Annotated in this window: 18 protein-coding genes and 1 pseudogene; 9 read left to right on the forward strand and 10 right to left on the reverse strand. The window is 66.5% G+C overall.

The features are described 5' to 3' along the window. Positions 1–135: 135 nt before the first annotated feature. A pseudogene (locus J7359_RS07685) lies at positions 136–714 on the reverse strand (Hsp70 family protein); the annotation flags it as partial. A gap of 627 nt (positions 715–1,341) precedes the next feature. Here J7359_RS07685 and J7359_RS07690 point away from each other — a divergent pair. Beyond that, entirely contained in the window at positions 1,342–2,304 is a 963-nt protein-coding gene (locus J7359_RS07690) for a DMT family transporter (RefSeq protein ID WP_209056061.1), read from the forward strand. Between the two features lie 30 nt (positions 2,305–2,334). Here J7359_RS07690 and J7359_RS07695 read toward each other — a convergent pair whose 3' ends face one another. Continuing rightward, positions 2,335–4,455 carry a lytic transglycosylase domain-containing protein gene (locus J7359_RS07695; RefSeq protein WP_209056062.1) on the reverse strand — a complete coding sequence of 707 codons (2,121 nt, stop codon included), beginning with the start codon at positions 4,453–4,455 and terminating at the stop codon, positions 2,335–2,337. Between the two features lie 106 nt (positions 4,456–4,561). Between J7359_RS07695 and dapA the strand changes: the two genes are divergently transcribed. Next, positions 4,562–5,437: a 4-hydroxy-tetrahydrodipicolinate synthase gene (gene dapA, locus J7359_RS07700; protein ID WP_209056063.1), complete on the forward strand. Its 876-nt coding sequence runs from the start codon at positions 4,562–4,564 to the stop codon at positions 5,435–5,437. A 25-nt stretch (positions 5,438–5,462) separates the two neighbouring features. Here dapA and J7359_RS07705 read toward each other — a convergent pair whose 3' ends face one another. The 4 genes from J7359_RS07705 to J7359_RS07720 all read right to left on the reverse strand — a co-directional run bounded on the left by J7359_RS07705 (position 5,463) and on the right by J7359_RS07720 (position 7,853). Beyond that, positions 5,463–5,927, reverse strand: a complete 465-nt coding sequence (locus J7359_RS07705; RefSeq protein ID WP_209056064.1) for a DoxX family protein — start codon at positions 5,925–5,927, stop codon at positions 5,463–5,465. Further along, positions 5,924–6,658, reverse strand: coding sequence for a putative DNA-binding domain-containing protein (locus tag J7359_RS07710; protein WP_209056065.1), 735 nt, complete (start codon positions 6,656–6,658; stop codon positions 5,924–5,926). Before J7359_RS07710 ends, J7359_RS07705 begins: the two co-directional genes overlap by 4 nt. After that, the gene (locus J7359_RS07715) at positions 6,642–7,484 is read right to left on the reverse strand and encodes a DUF692 domain-containing protein (RefSeq protein ID WP_209056066.1); all 843 of its coding nucleotides are present in this window, start codon (positions 7,482–7,484) and stop codon (positions 6,642–6,644) included. The genes J7359_RS07710 and J7359_RS07715 overlap by 17 nt, the downstream gene beginning before the upstream one ends. A 90-nt stretch (positions 7,485–7,574) precedes the next feature. Further along, a complete protein-coding gene (locus tag J7359_RS07720; protein WP_209056067.1) occupies positions 7,575–7,853 on the reverse strand; it encodes a DUF2282 domain-containing protein in 279 nt (92 codons plus the stop codon). Between the two features lie 160 nt (positions 7,854–8,013). Between J7359_RS07720 and J7359_RS07725 the strand changes: the two genes are divergently transcribed. The 3 genes from J7359_RS07725 to J7359_RS07735 all read left to right on the forward strand — a co-directional run bounded on the left by J7359_RS07725 (position 8,014) and on the right by J7359_RS07735 (position 9,565). After that, positions 8,014–8,568 carry a sigma-70 family RNA polymerase sigma factor gene (locus J7359_RS07725; RefSeq protein WP_209056068.1) on the forward strand — a complete coding sequence of 185 codons (555 nt, stop codon included), beginning with the start codon at positions 8,014–8,016 and terminating at the stop codon, positions 8,566–8,568. Continuing rightward, positions 8,568–9,203, forward strand: coding sequence for a DUF1109 domain-containing protein (locus tag J7359_RS07730; RefSeq protein WP_209056069.1), 636 nt, complete (start codon positions 8,568–8,570; stop codon positions 9,201–9,203). Before J7359_RS07725 ends, J7359_RS07730 begins: the two co-directional genes overlap by 1 nt. 188 nt (positions 9,204–9,391) lie before the next feature. Continuing rightward, positions 9,392–9,565: a hypothetical protein gene (locus J7359_RS07735; protein ID WP_209056070.1), complete on the forward strand. Its 174-nt coding sequence runs from the start codon at positions 9,392–9,394 to the stop codon at positions 9,563–9,565. Between the two features lie 44 nt (positions 9,566–9,609). On the opposite strand, the gene J7359_RS07740 is transcribed toward J7359_RS07735, so the two are convergent. After that, positions 9,610–10,209 carry an HNH endonuclease gene (locus tag J7359_RS07740; RefSeq protein ID WP_209056071.1) on the reverse strand — a complete coding sequence of 200 codons (600 nt, stop codon included), beginning with the start codon at positions 10,207–10,209 and terminating at the stop codon, positions 9,610–9,612. A 186-nt stretch (positions 10,210–10,395) separates the two neighbouring features. On the opposite strand from J7359_RS07740, the gene J7359_RS07745 reads away from it, so the two are divergent. Beyond that, positions 10,396–10,830 (forward strand): VOC family protein, encoded by a 435-nt coding sequence (locus J7359_RS07745; protein ID WP_209056072.1) that lies wholly within the window; start codon positions 10,396–10,398, stop codon positions 10,828–10,830. A gap of 96 nt (positions 10,831–10,926) precedes the next feature. On the opposite strand, the gene J7359_RS07750 is transcribed toward J7359_RS07745, so the two are convergent. Genes J7359_RS07750 through J7359_RS07760 form a run of 3 tightly spaced genes read right to left on the reverse strand, consistent with a single transcriptional unit; the run spans position 10,927 to position 12,871 of the window. Beyond that, positions 10,927–11,580, reverse strand: coding sequence for a dienelactone hydrolase family protein (locus tag J7359_RS07750; protein ID WP_209056073.1), 654 nt, complete (start codon positions 11,578–11,580; stop codon positions 10,927–10,929). Then, a complete protein-coding gene (locus tag J7359_RS07755; protein WP_209056074.1) occupies positions 11,577–12,200 on the reverse strand; it encodes a DNA-3-methyladenine glycosylase 2 family protein in 624 nt (207 codons plus the stop codon). Before J7359_RS07755 ends, J7359_RS07750 begins: the two co-directional genes overlap by 4 nt. Before the next feature lie 41 nt (positions 12,201–12,241). Beyond that, positions 12,242–12,871: a GntR family transcriptional regulator gene (locus J7359_RS07760; protein WP_209056075.1), complete on the reverse strand. Its 630-nt coding sequence runs from the start codon at positions 12,869–12,871 to the stop codon at positions 12,242–12,244. A gap of 66 nt (positions 12,872–12,937) precedes the next feature. Between J7359_RS07760 and J7359_RS07765 the strand changes: the two genes are divergently transcribed. The 3 genes from J7359_RS07765 (at position 12,938) to J7359_RS07775 (ending at position 15,105) form a co-directional block, all read left to right on the forward strand. After that, positions 12,938–13,600 carry a pyrimidine 5'-nucleotidase gene (locus J7359_RS07765; RefSeq protein WP_209056076.1) on the forward strand — a complete coding sequence of 221 codons (663 nt, stop codon included), beginning with the start codon at positions 12,938–12,940 and terminating at the stop codon, positions 13,598–13,600. A 50-nt stretch (positions 13,601–13,650) separates the two neighbouring features. After that, complete coding sequence (locus J7359_RS07770; protein ID WP_209056077.1) at positions 13,651–13,836, forward strand: hypothetical protein; 186 nt, start codon at positions 13,651–13,653, stop codon at positions 13,834–13,836. A gap of 72 nt (positions 13,837–13,908) precedes the next feature. Continuing rightward, the gene (locus J7359_RS07775) at positions 13,909–15,105 is read left to right on the forward strand and encodes a UbiH/UbiF family hydroxylase (protein WP_209056078.1); all 1,197 of its coding nucleotides are present in this window, start codon (positions 13,909–13,911) and stop codon (positions 15,103–15,105) included. The last annotated feature ends 143 nt before the right edge of the window (positions 15,106–15,248 follow it).

The following is a 15,248-nucleotide window of genomic DNA, read 5'->3' on the forward strand; positions in this document are numbered from 1 at the left end:
ATGGCTCTGGTCCTACAACAATGAGCGCCCAAACATGGGCAACGGCGGGATGACACCCGCACAGAAACTGAGAATGGCCGCGTAAATTCTACGACCAAGCCCCCACAAAAATGGGGGGATTACCGCATCACCGGAACTGGCGCGCACCTCCATGACGCCTTCGAACATCTCGACGATTGAGACATCGAACGTGCCACCACCCAGATCCAACACGATGAAGGTGCTTTCGTCGTTCCGGTCATGAACGCCTGCGGCCAGCGCGGCGGCCGTCGGCTCGTTGATCAGACCAAGCACTGTCAGACCGGCAATCTCAGCCGCATCTTTGGTGGCCTGCCTTTGTCGGCCGTTGAAGTAGGCCGGCACCGAGATGACTGCCCCGGTCACAGGCTCGCCCAGTTCCGCCTCGGCATCGACTTTCAGCGATTTCCGCACCATCGCTGATAGTTCGACGGCGCCATAGCTCTTGCGCCCCAAGCGCAGTTCTTTTTCGGTTCCCATCAGACGCTTGAACCTTGCGGCGGTAAGGTCGGGATGACGCACCAACCGCGCGCGAGCCGCTCTGCCAACCAGCAAAGATTTGCCGTCGTCTGCCAGTCCAACGACCGACGGCGTCATCACCTCACCCAACGCATTCGGAAGCAGGCGAGGCCCACCGTCTTCCAGCACCGCGACCAATGAATTCGTTGTCCCTAGGTCGATACCGATATGAGCCATCAATTGTCCTTACGCAATGAACCATGATCTCTTGCCGACGGACATCAATACGATCAACCACTTTGCGCGGTGACAGGGCTCAGAATCGCTGAGAACGTCGCGTTGATGACGCGCCAAGAAGTTCACGCTGCTAGCAAACTGACACCTCCCGCTCAACTTGCGGCATGTGAACGCCGCGATGCGCCGACAGCTGCCACTCGGGTCACCGCAGCGAATTGGTGCTTTGTGCACATCGGCGGCGCTGCGACGATGCGCAGCGAAAGGTGGGTTTAGATTTCCCGGCTTGACGCAGCCTTCAACGACCGCTTCCGTGATCTGCGCCGCGACGCAGAACCGAGCTTGCTGCAGCTGCGAGCGCCTCCATTGTCATGCTGCAATTGCATCGTTTGGCTGGCGAACGACCGGAAAGTCCCGCATAGCCGACACTCATTCTGGCCAATCTGCGCGTCGGCTATCGATGTTTCTGACGGTATCGAACCTGGCTGACCGATCATGATGGCAGCGGATGCCTGGGCTGTCGGCTTGCGTGATCAACAGTAGTCGTGCCGGGTTGCGGCAGGCGCAAGGCGGGCTTGCCTTGACGCGGCGACGCGCGCGGCGCATGGCGGGGTCGAAGGGAACGCAGCCATGCCAGATCAGCACGTCAGGGGACCGTATTCCTCATCCTCGGCCGCGGGCGCATCGGCGCCGCCGCCGGTGCCGCCCAGATTGCCGCCGCCGGGCACCGACCGGACCGGAATGGCGATCGGGCTGATGTGCGCGACCGCCTTCATCTTTGCCCTGCAGGACGGGTTTTCGCGCGTGCTGGGGCAGGCCTATCCGCCGGTGCTGGTGGTGATGTTCCGCTATTGGTTCTTTGCGCTATTCGTGATCGCGCTGGTTGCGCGCCAGCCCGGCGGGCTGAAGCGCGCCGTGCGCACGAAACGGCCGGTCACGCAGATCCTGCGCGGGGTGATCCTGGTCCTTGAGGTGCTGATCATGGTCGAGGCGTTCGTGCGCCTTGGACTGGTCGAAACCCATGCCGTGTTCACCGCCTATCCGTTGCTGGTCGCGGCGCTGTCGGGGCCGGTGCTGGGCGAAAAGGTCGGCTGGCGGCGGTGGACGGCGATCGGGATCGGGTTCGTCGGCATCCTGGTGATCCTGCAGCCCGGCAGCGGTGTCATGCGGATCGAGGCGCTGCTGCCCTTTGTCGCCGCGTTGATGTTCGCCCTTTACGGCCTGCTGACGCGGCATGTGTCGCGCGACGACCCGCCGATGGTCAGCTTTTTCTGGACCGGCGTCGCGGGTGCGGTCGCGATCACGCTGGTCGGTATCTGGGACTGGCAGTGGCTGGCGCCGATCGACTGGATCTGGATGGCCGGGCTTTGCGTCTGCGGAATGACCTCGCACTACCTGATGATCCGCGCCTACGAGATGGCCGAGGCATCGGCCCTGCAGCCCTTTGCCTATACGCAGCTTGTCTGGGTCAGCATCATCGGCGTGACGATCTTCGGCGAGGTTCTGCGCCCGAACGTGGTCGTGGGCGCAGTCATCGTGGTCATGGCGGGGCTGTTCACGCTGTGGCGCGCGCGGGTGAAATCCACCGGCTGAGCCGGCATCGTCTTTGTCCAGACAACCCGTCTAGCCGCCAGTCTCGCCGGTCGATGCGGTTTCGGAATCCGCCGCCGGGCCCTGGACATCCGGCGCAGAAGCCGATGTCGGTGCAACCCCATCCGGCGGCAAGACAGGACCGATGAAGGGTTTCAGCGGCGGCCGGCTGGACAGTGCCAGCGTCAGGCGTGCCACGGGTGGCGGCATCAGCCCGCCGCCGGTCAGATCCCATGTCGGCACAATCGGGGCTGGCTTGCCTTGGATGCGGGATCGATAGACCGGCATCGCCTCGGTCACCCGCATGACATAGTTGCGGGTCTCGTCGAAGGGGATCAGTTCGACCCATTCGACCGGGTCCATGTCACGCCGCAGATCGCCGAAATCGCGCAACCAGCGCGCGGGCCTGCCGGGGCCGGCGTTGTAGCCCGAGGCCGTCAGCGCCGTCGAGGTGCCGAAGCGATCGCGCAGCCCCTGCAGATAGGCCGCACCCAGCCGCGCGTTATAGGCCGGATCGCGGGTCAGGCGGGCGATCTGATACGGCTCGCCAAGCTGGCGGGCCATCTGTTCGGCGGTGCCGGGCATCAGCTGCATCAGGCCGCGCGCGCCAACATGGCTGCTGACTGTATGGTTGAATTCCGATTCCTGCCTCGCGATCGACAGGACCAGTTCGGGCGGCAGGTCAAGTTCCGCCTGTTCGAGGCCCGTCAGGGGGAAATGCGCGGCCGGATAGATCACCCCGCGATCGGCGGCGCGCTTGGACAGACGCAGCCCGTGCCAGGGCGCGCGCGCCTCGATCATCAGCCGGGCCATGCGGGCGGTATCGTCGGGCGGGGCCGTCTCGGCCAGATGCAGGAAGAAGCGTTGCGCCTCATCGATGCGGCCGGTGGCCAGCAACCACAGCCCGGCCTGAAACACGCTGTTTTCACGCATCGCCCCGCGCCAGTCGGGCAGCGTCTCGACCGCCTTTCCCGGAGCCGCATAGGAAGGCGGCAGTGTCGCATTGACCTTTTCGGCGGCCAGTTGCCCGTAATAGACACCGGGCTTCTGCGCCGCGCGGGCAAAGGCTGCCTGCGCGGCGGTGTCGTCGCCCAGATCCTCGTGTGCGCGGCCCTGCCAATACAGCGCACGGGCCGTGCTGATGGCGCTGCCGACGACGGTTTCCAGATGTTCGAAATGCGCCAGCGCTCGATCCGGCGCATCCTGCTTCAGCGCGGCGAAGCCCGCCAGCCATTCCAGGTCCGAATAATGCCGGTTGTCGGTTGGCAGGAAATGCGCCGCCGCCAGCCGTTCGGCCAGCGCCCAGTCGCCCCCGCGCATCGCCAGCCGGGCGTAATCGACGCGCATCTGCGCCCAAGCGTCGGGCACCCGCAGCGCCTGTTCGCTGGTCGAGGCGGCCAGCATCAACTCGCGCGCGCCGTCGTGGAACCTGGCCTGCACCCGCCAGCGGAACCGGTCCATCGTCAGGCCCGGATCGTCGCGTTCCGCATCGGGCAGGGCAAGGATCTGGTCGTCCACGCCGGTGCGCCGTGCCTGCAGGGCGATTCGCGCCGTCAGCAGCGCCCGGTCCGCCTGGGGCAGCCGGTCGATCAGCCGTTCGGCCTGCCGCCATTCGCCCTGATCCAGCATCGCCGTGGCACGCGCCGTCAGAAGCGGCGTCAGTTCGCGTTCATAGGTGGTCAGGAAGGCCGTTTCCTCGGCGGCCTCAAGGGGCGTCGAGGTCCAGAAGCGGACCCGTTCGGCGCGCGCGGCATCGGTATCCAGCGTGGTTAGAAAGGCGGTTTCGGCGCGCAGCGTGTCGGGCAGCCGGTCGCCGAACCATTCGCGGATCTGGCCGGTCGGCAGATCGGGACGCAGCCGCGCATCGCCACGTTCGCGCAGCAGCGCAAGGCCGGGCCAGTCGGGATGGTTGCGGATGAACCGCAGGTAATCCTCGAATTCTCCGAAGCCCGCGCGCAGCGCCTGCCAGCCGATCAGCGCCTCGGCTACCGGGCCGGAACGCTGCGCGGCGTCGCGGGCGGTGACCCAGTCGCGGGTGTCGGCTGCGGCCAGCGCAAGCGCCATCGCGCCCCGGTCTTCGGCCAGGGCGGGTGTGGAAAGGGGCAGGATCGCCAGCAGCCCGGCCCCCAACATGTCGCGCAGAAGTCGCATCATTCACCTGTGTCGCCGCCAGATCGCCGGGACGCAATTCACAACCTTGGCAAGTTCCGCGCCCGGGCGTAGTTAGGCGCGACGAAAAAACATCATCAAGGAGCGTGTCATGTTCAAGGGGTCTTTGCCCGCACTGGTCACGCCGTTCACTGCGGACGGCGAACTGGATATGGACACGCTGAAGAAACTGGTCGAATGGCATATCGATCAGGGCAGCCACGGGCTGGTGCCGGTGGGCACAACCGGCGAAAGCCCGACCCTGACGCACGAGGAACATCGCATCGTCGTCGAAGAGGTCGTCCGGCTGGTGGCGGGCCGGGTGCCGGTGATCGCCGGGGCGGGGTCGAACTCGACCCGCGAGGGGATCGGCCTGATCCGTCATGCGCAGGAAGTCGGCGCCGATGCCGCCCTGGTGGTGACGCCCTATTACAACAAGCCGACGCAGGCCGGGCTGATCGCGCACTACACCGCGCTGGCCGAGGCCGTGGACCTGCCCATCATCATCTACAACATTCCCGGCCGGTCGGTGATCGACATGCTGCCCGAAACCATGGGCGTGCTGTCGCATCTGCCGCAGATCATCGGGGTGAAGGACGCGACAGGCCGGCTGGAACGGGTCAGCCAGCAGCGGATCACCTGCGGCGCCGACTTCGTGCAACTGTCGGGCGAGGACGCCACCGCGCTTGGCTTCAACGCGCATGGCGGGGTGGGCTGCATCAGCGTCACCGCGAATGTCGCGCCCAAACTATGTGCCGAGTTCCAGGAGGCGACGCTGCGCGGCGACTATGCCACCGCGCTGGAATATCAGGACCGGCTGATGCCGCTGCATCACGCGATCTTCGTCGAACCTGGTCTGGTGGGCGCCAAATACGCCATGTCGCGGCTGGGTCTGTGCGACGATCGGGTGCGGCTGCCGCTGGTGCCGCTGACCGATCCGACGCGCCGGCTGATCGACGCGGCGCTGGAACATGCCGGGCTGATCTGACCCGTCCCGCGCGCAGCAGGCCGGATCAGCGGCCGTCGCGGTCAAGGCCAAGCACCGCGTCCAGCGACCAGGCGCCGGGGCCGCGTGCGATCAGGATCAGGAAGCAGGTGGCCCACAACCCGTGGGTCGGCCATGCCGACGGATAGACGAAGATCTGGATGACCGCCGTCATCCCCAGCAGTGCCAGCGCCGAAAGCCGCGTCATCAGCCCAAGGATCAGCAGCACCGGGAACACATGTTCGGCGGTGGTGGCCAGCCGCGCGGCAAGTTCCGGCGGGATCAATGGCAGCGCATATTCGTTCTGGAACAGATAGATCGCCGAGGGGCTGAGGCTCAGCCCGTCCAGCTTGGTCTGTCCGCTGGCCCAGAACACCGCCGCAGGAAACAGCCGCGCGGCCAGCGCCACGACCGCATAGGGCATGTGATCGGCCAGTCCGTTCACCCTTCGCAGCAGCGCCGCGGGGCGATTGGTGGCAATTGTCGTGGTCATGATCCTGTCTCCTTGTCGCAGATCAGTCCGTCGCGCAAAAGCAGCGTCAAAATCGGCACGGGATCGGTCGAGGCAGCCGCCTGAGCGATCGGTTGGCCTTGCATCAGCCCCTGCAGGAAATCGGCGTCGGGGTCGGCTATGGCCTTCGCCTCGACCTCGAAATCCGGGCGACGCCAGATCAGGACGTTGCGCGGCCCCGTGCCGCGCAGCTTGCCATCGCGGCCGGACTGGTTGGCCTGCCAGATATCAAATGCGGGATGGGTCAGCCGCAGCAGTTGCAGCGATGGATGCAGGCGCAGCGGGGCGGTTTCGGTCAGCCGGTCGGGGGGCATCGGCATGGCGTCGGCGGCGTGATAGGCAAGCCCGCGCGCCCATTCGATCCGCGCCACATCGCCCAGATAGGGCAGGGTCGCGACCGGCGGAAATTCCGCAAGGAACCCGGCGAAGGCGTCGCCCCATTCCTGAAGGACGGGCGTGGCCGGGGGATGCGCCGCGATGAATTCGCCCGCCATCGCGGCAAAGAACTCCGCACCAACCAGCCGCCTTATCACCGGATATCGTCTGGCCAGCGCCTCGCGCAGGCTGTGCGCCACATTGTTGCGATAGACGGCAAACCGGATCGCGGCCTCGTGCGGATCGCGTGCGGTCACGAAATCGGGCAGGTCGCCACCAGCCAGCGCCGCACGGAAGGCGGGGGTGAAATCGGCGGCGCTGTCACTGTGCGGCTGCATGCTGCCTCCGATCCGCCAGCAGGGTCGCGGCGCGCTGCGCCTCGGCCAGCAGCACATGCCATTCGGGCACGTCGTTGTCCCATTCGACCAGCGTCGGCAGGGGACCGGCGCGGTCCAGCACTTCGGCGTAAAGCGCCCAGACCGGCTCGGCCACCTCGGCGCCGTGGGCGTCGATCAGCAGCGGCCCCGAGGGCAGGTCTTCCTGATCGTGACCGCCCAGATGGATTTCACCGACCAGATCCAGCGGAAACGCGTCCAGCCATGCCAGCGGATCGCTGCGATGGTTCACGCAGCTGACGAAGACATTGTTCACGTCCAGCAGCAGGCCGCAGCCGGTGCGGCGGGCGATCTGGGCCAGGAAATCGGTTTCCGGGATCTCGCTCTGGGCGAAGATCACATAGGTTGACGGGTTCTCCAGCAGCAGCCGCCGACCCAGCACCTCTTGCACCCGGTCCACATGGTTGCAGACCCGGTCCAGCGTGTCGGGCGTGTAGGGCAGCGGCAGTAGGTCGTTCAGATATTCCGTGCCGTGGCTGGACCATGCCAGATGTTCCGAGAAACTGTCGGGATCATAGCGGTCGCACAACGCCTTGATCCGCGACAGATGCGCCAGATCAAGCTGCGGCCCGCCGATCGACAGGCCGACCCCGTGGATCGAGATCGCGTGATCCTGTCGCAGGGCGGTCAGCATGGCATGCGGCGCACCGCCCGCGCCCAGATAGTTTTCGGCATGCACCTCGAAAAAGCCCAGATCGGGGCGTGTGGCGCGAATGTCCTGGAAATGTTGCGGTTTGAAACCAAGTCCGGTCGTGGCGGGCAGGGGCATCGGACTGTCCTTCGTTCTGACTGCGGCGTTCTGACTGCAGGAATTCGGGAAACCGGGCGGGCCGAAAATGGCCCGCCCGCGATCCTTGGATCACATCTCGATCGGTTCCAGCGAGCCGTTGTGACCGGCCGGGGTCTCCATCTCGGCGCAGGTGCCTGCCGGGACCAGTTTCCAGGCATTGCCCTGATAGTCCTTGGTCGAGGTGCCGGCGCAGGTCGTGCCGGGTCCGGCGGCGCAGTCGTTCTGACCCGCCAGCGCGACGCCATAGCATTTCTCCATCTCGGCATCCTTCTTCATGTCGTCCGCATGTGCGGTGACGCCGGCAAGGCTGATGGCGGTGGCAAGGGCTGCAGCGAATTTCGGGCTCATCTTCTAACTCTCCTTGTGGTTTTCATGGGCGGCATCGCCGTCCCGGAATGCCATTCGAAGAGGGTGTCCCGATCGTTACGCGCATCACGGATACGTGATGTGCAGACCTGCCGCCGGGAATGCTGTAACGCTGGGATGCCGGATTGCGTAAGGACACCCGATGACGAAAGACGCCGGACAGGCCGAGGGCGACTGGTCACAGCTGATGCGCGACGCGATTGCGGGCGATCAGCGGGCCTATCGTCGGTTGTTGACGGCGATGACTCCGGTGCTGCGCGGTCTGGTACGGGCACGCGCGGCCGGAATGGACGCAAGCTGGTGCGAGGATGTGGTGCAAGAGACGTTGTTGGCGATACATGTGAAACGCGCGACCTGGGACAGCGGCCAGCCGTTGCGCCCGTGGGTCTATGCGATCGCGCGCCACAAGCTGGTCGATGCGTTCCGCCGTCGTGGCCGCCGGATCCATCTGCCGGTCGAGGATTTCGCAGACATGCTGCAGGCCCCGCCCGAGCCTGACATGCTGGAACGGCGCGATGCCGGAACGCTGATCGGCCGCCTGCCCGAACGCGATGCCGCGCTGCTGCGCTGTCTGGCGCTGGAGGAACGCGGCAGCGAGGAATGCGGCGCGCGGCTTGGCCTGGCGCCAGGGGCGCTGCGCGTGGCGCTGCACCGGGCTTTGCAACGGCTGGCGCGGCTGCGGCAGGAGGAAACGTGATGCGGACCGACCGTTTGATCGATGTCCTTGCGGTGGATGACACGGCGCCCCGCCCGATCGGGCCGAGGCTGATGTTGCAGGCGGGGCCTGCCTTGATTGCCACCGCGGTTCTGGCCTTGTCGATCCTGGGTATCCGTCCCGATCTGGGCGCGGCGCTGGCCAATCCAACCACGCTGATGAAATGGCTGCTGCCGCTGGCCGTGGCGATCCCTGCCTTGCGCGCGGCGCTGCGACTGACCCGGCCACAGATCCGGCGCACGCCGGCGCAGTTCATACCCGCGCTGATAGGTGTGCTGGCGCTGGTCTGGCTGGCGCTGGCGGCGGCATCGACGGCGCCGGACCAGTTGTGGCCGCAGATGCGGGGCAGGACATCGCTGATCTGCCTGACCTCTGTGACATTCATCGGGCTGGCGCCGTTGCTGGTCGGGCTGCGGATCCTGCGCGAAGGGGCATGCGTGTCCCCGACGGTCAGCGGGGCGATGCTGGGCCTGGCGTCCGGCGGGCTGGCGGCGGCGTTCTATGCGCTGCACTGCAATCAGGATGCACCGCTGTTCTTTCTGACCTGGTATGGGCTGGCTATTCTTGGGCTGGTCGCGGCCGGGGCGCTGCTTGGGCGCCATTTCTTGCGCTGGTAGCGCCGAATCATCAGGCCGCAACCTGACCGGTTCATCCCCGATCGCGCGGATTGCGGCGGGGCATCTGGTGGTCGCGCGGATGTGATGGCCCGAAACCCGCGCTGCGGCGGCCAAAATTCGCTGGGATTTTCACGGCAGGGTTTTCTTTGCGGCCCCTGGACCTCATATTGAAGTCAAGGAGGCCCACCATGCCATTGCCGCATTTCCTGCTGCTGATGATCGCCGTTCTTCTGGCTGCTGCCCTGACACTGTGGGTTTCGGTCGCGGCGGGTGTGCCCGAGGTCGCCTTGGCGCTGATCGTGCTTAGCGCGGCGGCACTGGTTCATCTGGGTCACCGGAACCGGCACGATCATCGCGGCTGACCGACGGGCATCGCGACCGATGGCGCAGAACCGCGCCCTTTGGATCAGCTTTCCAGTTCGGCGTCCCAGTACAGGAAATCCATCCAGCTGTCGTGAAGATGGTTCGGCGGGAAACGTCGGCCAACGGCGTGCATTTCCTCGGGCGTGGGCTGGCACGGCTTGCGCCGCAGACTGAGACCGGAATGGCGCAGGCTGCGATTGGCCTTGCGCAGGTTGCACGGCGAACAGGCCGCGACGACGTTTTCCCAGCTTGTGACCCCGCCACGTGAACGCGGCACGACATGATCGAAGGTCAGGTCACCCTTGGCGCCGCAATACTGGCAGCAGAATTCATCCCTCAGAAAAAGATTGAAGCGCGTGAATGCCACGCGCTTCTGGGGTTTCACATAATCCTTGAGAACCACGACAGACGGGATTCGGAAGGCCTGTCTTTGACTTCGCACCACCTCGTCATATTCGGCGATGATGCTGACCCGGTCCAGAAACACCGCCTTGATCGCTTCCTGCCAGGGCCAAAGCGACAGCGGATAGTAACTCAGCGGTCGATAATCGGCGTTCAGGACAAGCGCCGGGTGGTGTCTAAGCCCGGCGGGTTCGCGCACGAACTGCGTCCTGAAATCCGTCTGATGTCGTTCGTCCAGCATGTTGCCTTCCCGCCTGCCCCCGCAAGGAGTGCCGGGGCGCCCGTCAGATCCGTAAGGCCGACTATATATCGCGTCCCGGTTCTGGCAAGCCCCCGGATGTATTCGATCTGGGGATGAAATACCCTGACTGGGTGACATCGCCGTGACAGATTGCCCCGTGCCGGTTTCAGTGGCAGGATCGCGACCATGACAGATCGCATGCCGGAACTTCTGGGGACGCTGGAAACGGCGCTTTACGCCGATGATCTGGATGCCGCGACGGCATTCTGGCAGGATGTGATGGGGCTGACGGCGTTTCAGTCGGTGCCCGGGCGTCACGTGTTTTTTCGAATCACCAATCAGCCCCGGCCGCAGCTTCTGCTGGTCTTTCGCCCCGATGCCACGCAGCGACCGCCCGAACCCGATGCCCGGTTGCCCGTGCCGCCGCATGGCGCGCGTGGCCCCGGCCATTTCTGCCTTGCCGTGTCGCCCGACGCGCTGGACCGGTGGCGCGACCACCTGAGCGGTCGCGGCGTCGCGATCGAGGCCGATTTCCGCTGGCCGAACGGGGCGCGGTCGATCTATTTCCGCGATCCTGCGGGCAATTCGATCGAACTTGCCGATCCCGCCCTCTGGTCCTGAGCCAACGTCGCGCGCGGCTGGTCCGACAGTAATCCCAGGCAGGGGGTCCGGGGGGTGGCAACCCCCCCGGCCATCGCCAGCCGTCAGGCTGGCAGGCTATTTGCCCAGGCGGTCCTTGATGAAGCTCAGCGCGACCGACAGCCCGTCCGGGGCGATGCCGTGGCCGGTTCCCTTCATCACATGGGCGAATACGTCGAAATCCGCCGCCAGCAGCGCATCACCCGCAAGGCCCATGTCCTGAAACGGAACCACGGGATCCTGATCGCCGTGGATCAGCAGCACCGGCGGTTTGACCTTCGCCTCGCTTTCCAGCGATTCGGCTTCCAGAAGACGACCGGAAAAGCCGACGATGCCTGCAATCTCGTCGGACCGGCGCGGCAGCACATGCAGCGCCATCATCGTACCCTGCGAAAAGCCGATGACCACCATCCGGCTGGCATCAAGTCCCTCATCGGCAAGCACCTTGTCCAGAAACCCGTTCAGCGCGGTGACCGAGCGATCCATGGCGGCCTTGGCGTCCGCCTCGGACGAGCCGTCCAGCCACGGGATCGGAAACCACTGATAGCCCACTGGATTGTTGATGCTGCGTTCGGGTGCATCGGGGGCATGGAAGGCGGTGCCAGGCAAATGCGGTGCCAGCGGATCGGCCAGTCCCAGCAGGTCGGCGCCATCCGCGCCATAGCCATGCAGAAAGACCACCACCGCGTCGGCGTCCTGCGGTCCCTTGCGGGCCGATTTCAGTTCCGTCATCGAATTCCCTCGCGTCCTTTGGCCAGCCGGTAATAGGCCCACAGCCCCCGCGCCGCAACCGCACGCCAAGGTCGCCATGGCTCGGCCAGATCGCGGAGCGCGGCGGGGCCGGGCCGCGTGTCCAGCCCATACATGATCCGCGCGGATTCCTGCAGCGCCAGGTCGCCGGCGGCGAAGACATCGGGACGACCCAGCGCGAACTTCAGATAGATCTCGGCCGTCCACACACCGATGCCGGGCAGCGCGACCAGCGTGGCGATGGCCTGATCGTCGGGCAGGTCGCGCAGCCCGTCCCAGTCCAGCCCCGCCGCGGCGATGGCTTTCAGATATCGGGCTTTCGGGCGCGACAGGCCCGCGGCGCGCAGATCGTCATCGCTGGCCGCGGTGATCGCTGATGCGGTGATCAGGTCCGCCGCTACCATGCGGTCCCAGATCGAAGCGGCCGCCGCCACGGAGATCTGCTGGGCGACGATCGCGCCGGCGATCGCCTCGAATCCATCCTCGCGGCGCCGCAGGGGCAGGGGGCCGATCTGGGGCAGCACGCGCGCCCAGACCGGACAGACCCGCGCCAGATGCGCAGCGCCCTCGGCCAGGTCGGCCTCGGTCCGGATCAGCCGCACCTGATCAGCCGCATGGGCGCGGCGATGCCATGCGCCTGACCCTAGACATGTTCGCCCTGCGCCTCGAGCTTCAGCCGGGTTTCCCACGCCATCGAGATATGCTGCCGCAGCGCCTTGTCCGCGGCATCGCCGTCGCCCGCCGCGATGGCATCGACGATGCGCTTGTGTTCGGACAGCGCCGTTTCGCTGCGGCCTTCGGCCGCAAGCGAGGTTCTGGCCATCAGCGCCATGCTGCGATGGACCAGATCCAGTTGCTGGACCAGATAGCGGTTATGCGAGGCCAGATGGATCTGGTGGTGAAACCGCTTGTTCGCGCGGGCCAGCGTCTCGGGGTCGTCCACGGCCTTCTGATCCTCGGCCAGCATCTGCGCCAGAACCCGCACCTCTTCGGGGGTGGCGTGGCGCGCGGCCAGCCGGGCGGCCAGCGCCTCCAGTTCGGCGCGCACGACATACAGTTCGGCCAGCTGGTTGTGATCCAGCGAGGCGACGATCAGGCTGCGGCCATCGCGCACCAGCATCGCCTGGGTTTCCAGCCGTTGCAGCGCCTCGCGGACCGGCGTGCGCGAGACGCCGAACCGGTCGGCCAGTTCGGATTCCACCAGCCGGTCGCCGGGGCGATAGGAGCCCGCCTCGATGGCGGCCAGGATCAGGGAATAGGCATCGTCTTTCATGGCAGACAGGATTGGCGCCCGTCGGGTCCAATTGCAAGCGCGGCGTTGCCGGGCTATCCGGCAGGAATGGATTTCGCGCATGTCGATGTCTGGATCTTCGATCTGGACAATACGCTTTACCCGCCCGAGATGGCGCTGTTCCCGCAGATCGAGCAACGCATGACCGCCTATGTCATGCGGCTGCTGCGCGTCGAACATGGGCATGCCGACCGGTTGCGCCGCGACTATTGGCGCCGGCACGGCACGACGCTGGCAGGGTTGATGGCCGAACATGCGATCGATCCACTGGCCTATCTGGCCGAGGTTCACGACATCGACTTCGCCGGACTTGCCGCAGCACCCGACCTGGCGGCGGCGATCACCGCGCTGCCGGGGCGCAAGATCGTTCACACGAATGCCGATTCGCGCTATGCCGCCAAGGTTCTGGCGGCGCGCGGGCTGGATCTGTTCGAGGCGATCTACGGTGTCGAGGAAACCGGCTTTCATCCCAAGCCGCAGCGCGCCTCGTTCGAGGCGGTGATCGCGCAGGCGGGATTTGACCCCGCGCGGGCGGCGTTCTTCGAGGATGATCCGCGCAACCTTGAAGTGCCCCACGAACTGGGCATGCGGACGGTTCTTGTCGGGAAAGGGCGGCGCGGTCCGGACGCCGCGCCGGGCCGGAGCGAACATGTCGCGCACCGGACCGACGACCTGACCGGGTTCCTTCAGGCGATTGCCGCGGGGCCGTGATCCGGGCTAGATGGGGCCGGGAACGCGCCGATCCCTGAAGGAGACCTTTCATGTCCCATGCTGCCGATCCCGCAAGCACCCGTCTTGCCGTTCGCATCTATCTTGCCGTCGCCGTCGTTCTGGTCCTTGCCGTGTTGCTGGTGCTGGCCTTCGGCCTGCCGATGCTGGGCATCATCGGCATCGTGCTGACCCTGGTCGTGTTCGTGATCATGCTGGCCTTCACGGCAGGGAACTAGGCTGCGACAGGGCGTCTTCTTGTCCCGGCCCGGTCGCGGGTGCAGGATCGGCGCGTCAACGCGAGGGTACGGATGGCAGGCGATATCGAGGACATCGACATTCTGGTGTCGGGCGGCGGAATCGCCGGGCTGATCGCCGCCGCGGCGTTCGGGGCCGAAGGATTTTCGGTCCTGTGCGTCGATCCGGCCCCGCCGGTCACCGACGAGACCGCAACCGGCGCCGATCTGCGATCCACCGCCTTTCTGGCGCCATCGGTTGCCTTGCTGGACCGGATCGGGGTGTGGGACCGGCTGTTGCCCTTTGCGACGCCGTTGCAGGTCATGCGCATCGTGGATGCGGGCGGCGCGCAGCCCGAACCGCGCCTGACGCGCGATTTCGACGCATCCGAGATCGGCGATCAGCCCTTTGGCTGGAACCTGCCCAACTGGCTGCTGCGCCGCGAGATCGCGGCGCGCCTTCAGCAGCTGCAGACGGTGCGCTTTCGCCCCGGCACCGCCACGGCCGAGGTGGTGGCACGGGACGAGGGTGCATTGGTCACGCTGTCGGACGGGCAGCGTCTGCGCGCGCGTCTGCTGATCGGCGCGGATGGGCGGGATTCGCCGGTTCGTCAGGCGCTGGGGATCGATGTCCGCAGGTTTCGCTACGGCCAGAAGGCATTGGCCTTCGCGGTCACGCATCAGCGGCCGCACGACCATATCTCGACCGAGGTCCACCGTTCGGGCGGGCCGTTCACGCTGGTCCCGCTGCCCGACCGCGACGGCGTGGCCAGTTCCGCCGTCGTCTGGATGGAAAACGGACGCGAGATCGCGCGCCTTGCGGCGTTGCCGCGCGCGGAATTCGAGGTCGCGCTGAACCGTCGTTCGGCGGGCGTGCTGGGACATCTGACGCAGGCGACCCGGCTGACGCAATGGCCGATCATCAGCCAGATCGCGGACCGGTTCGCCGGCCCGCGCACCGCGCTGATCGCCGAGGCGGCGCATGTCGTGCCGCCGATCGGGGCGCAGGGGCTGAACATGAGCCTTGCCGACCTGTCGGCGCTGGTCGACCTGTCGCGCGCCGATCCGGGCAACGCGGCCGCGTTGCGGGCCTATGATCGCGCGCGACGGCCCGAGGCCTATGCGCGGCTGTTGGGGATAGACGCGCTGAACCGGGCCAGCCAGGCCGGCGTGCGACCGCTGCGCGATCTGCGTGCCGCAGCGTTGGGCGGGCTGTACGGAATTGCGCCCGTGCGGCGCCTGATGATGCGCGCCGGGCTGGGGATGCGCTGACGCGGTCCGCCGGCCGGGGGACTGAACGGCGACCGGTGGTCTTGCGTCCCGCGACGGCCGGGGGACGCCCCCCGGACCCCCGGCGGCGCGGGCTGTGCACAGGTCTGCCGTCCGTGGTGACAGGCTTGCAGGTCACGATCCAG

The organism is Paracoccus sp. R12_2 (assembly GCF_017744015.1).
In the GTDB taxonomy this organism is placed as follows: Bacteria; Pseudomonadota; Alphaproteobacteria; order Rhodobacterales; family Rhodobacteraceae; genus Paracoccus.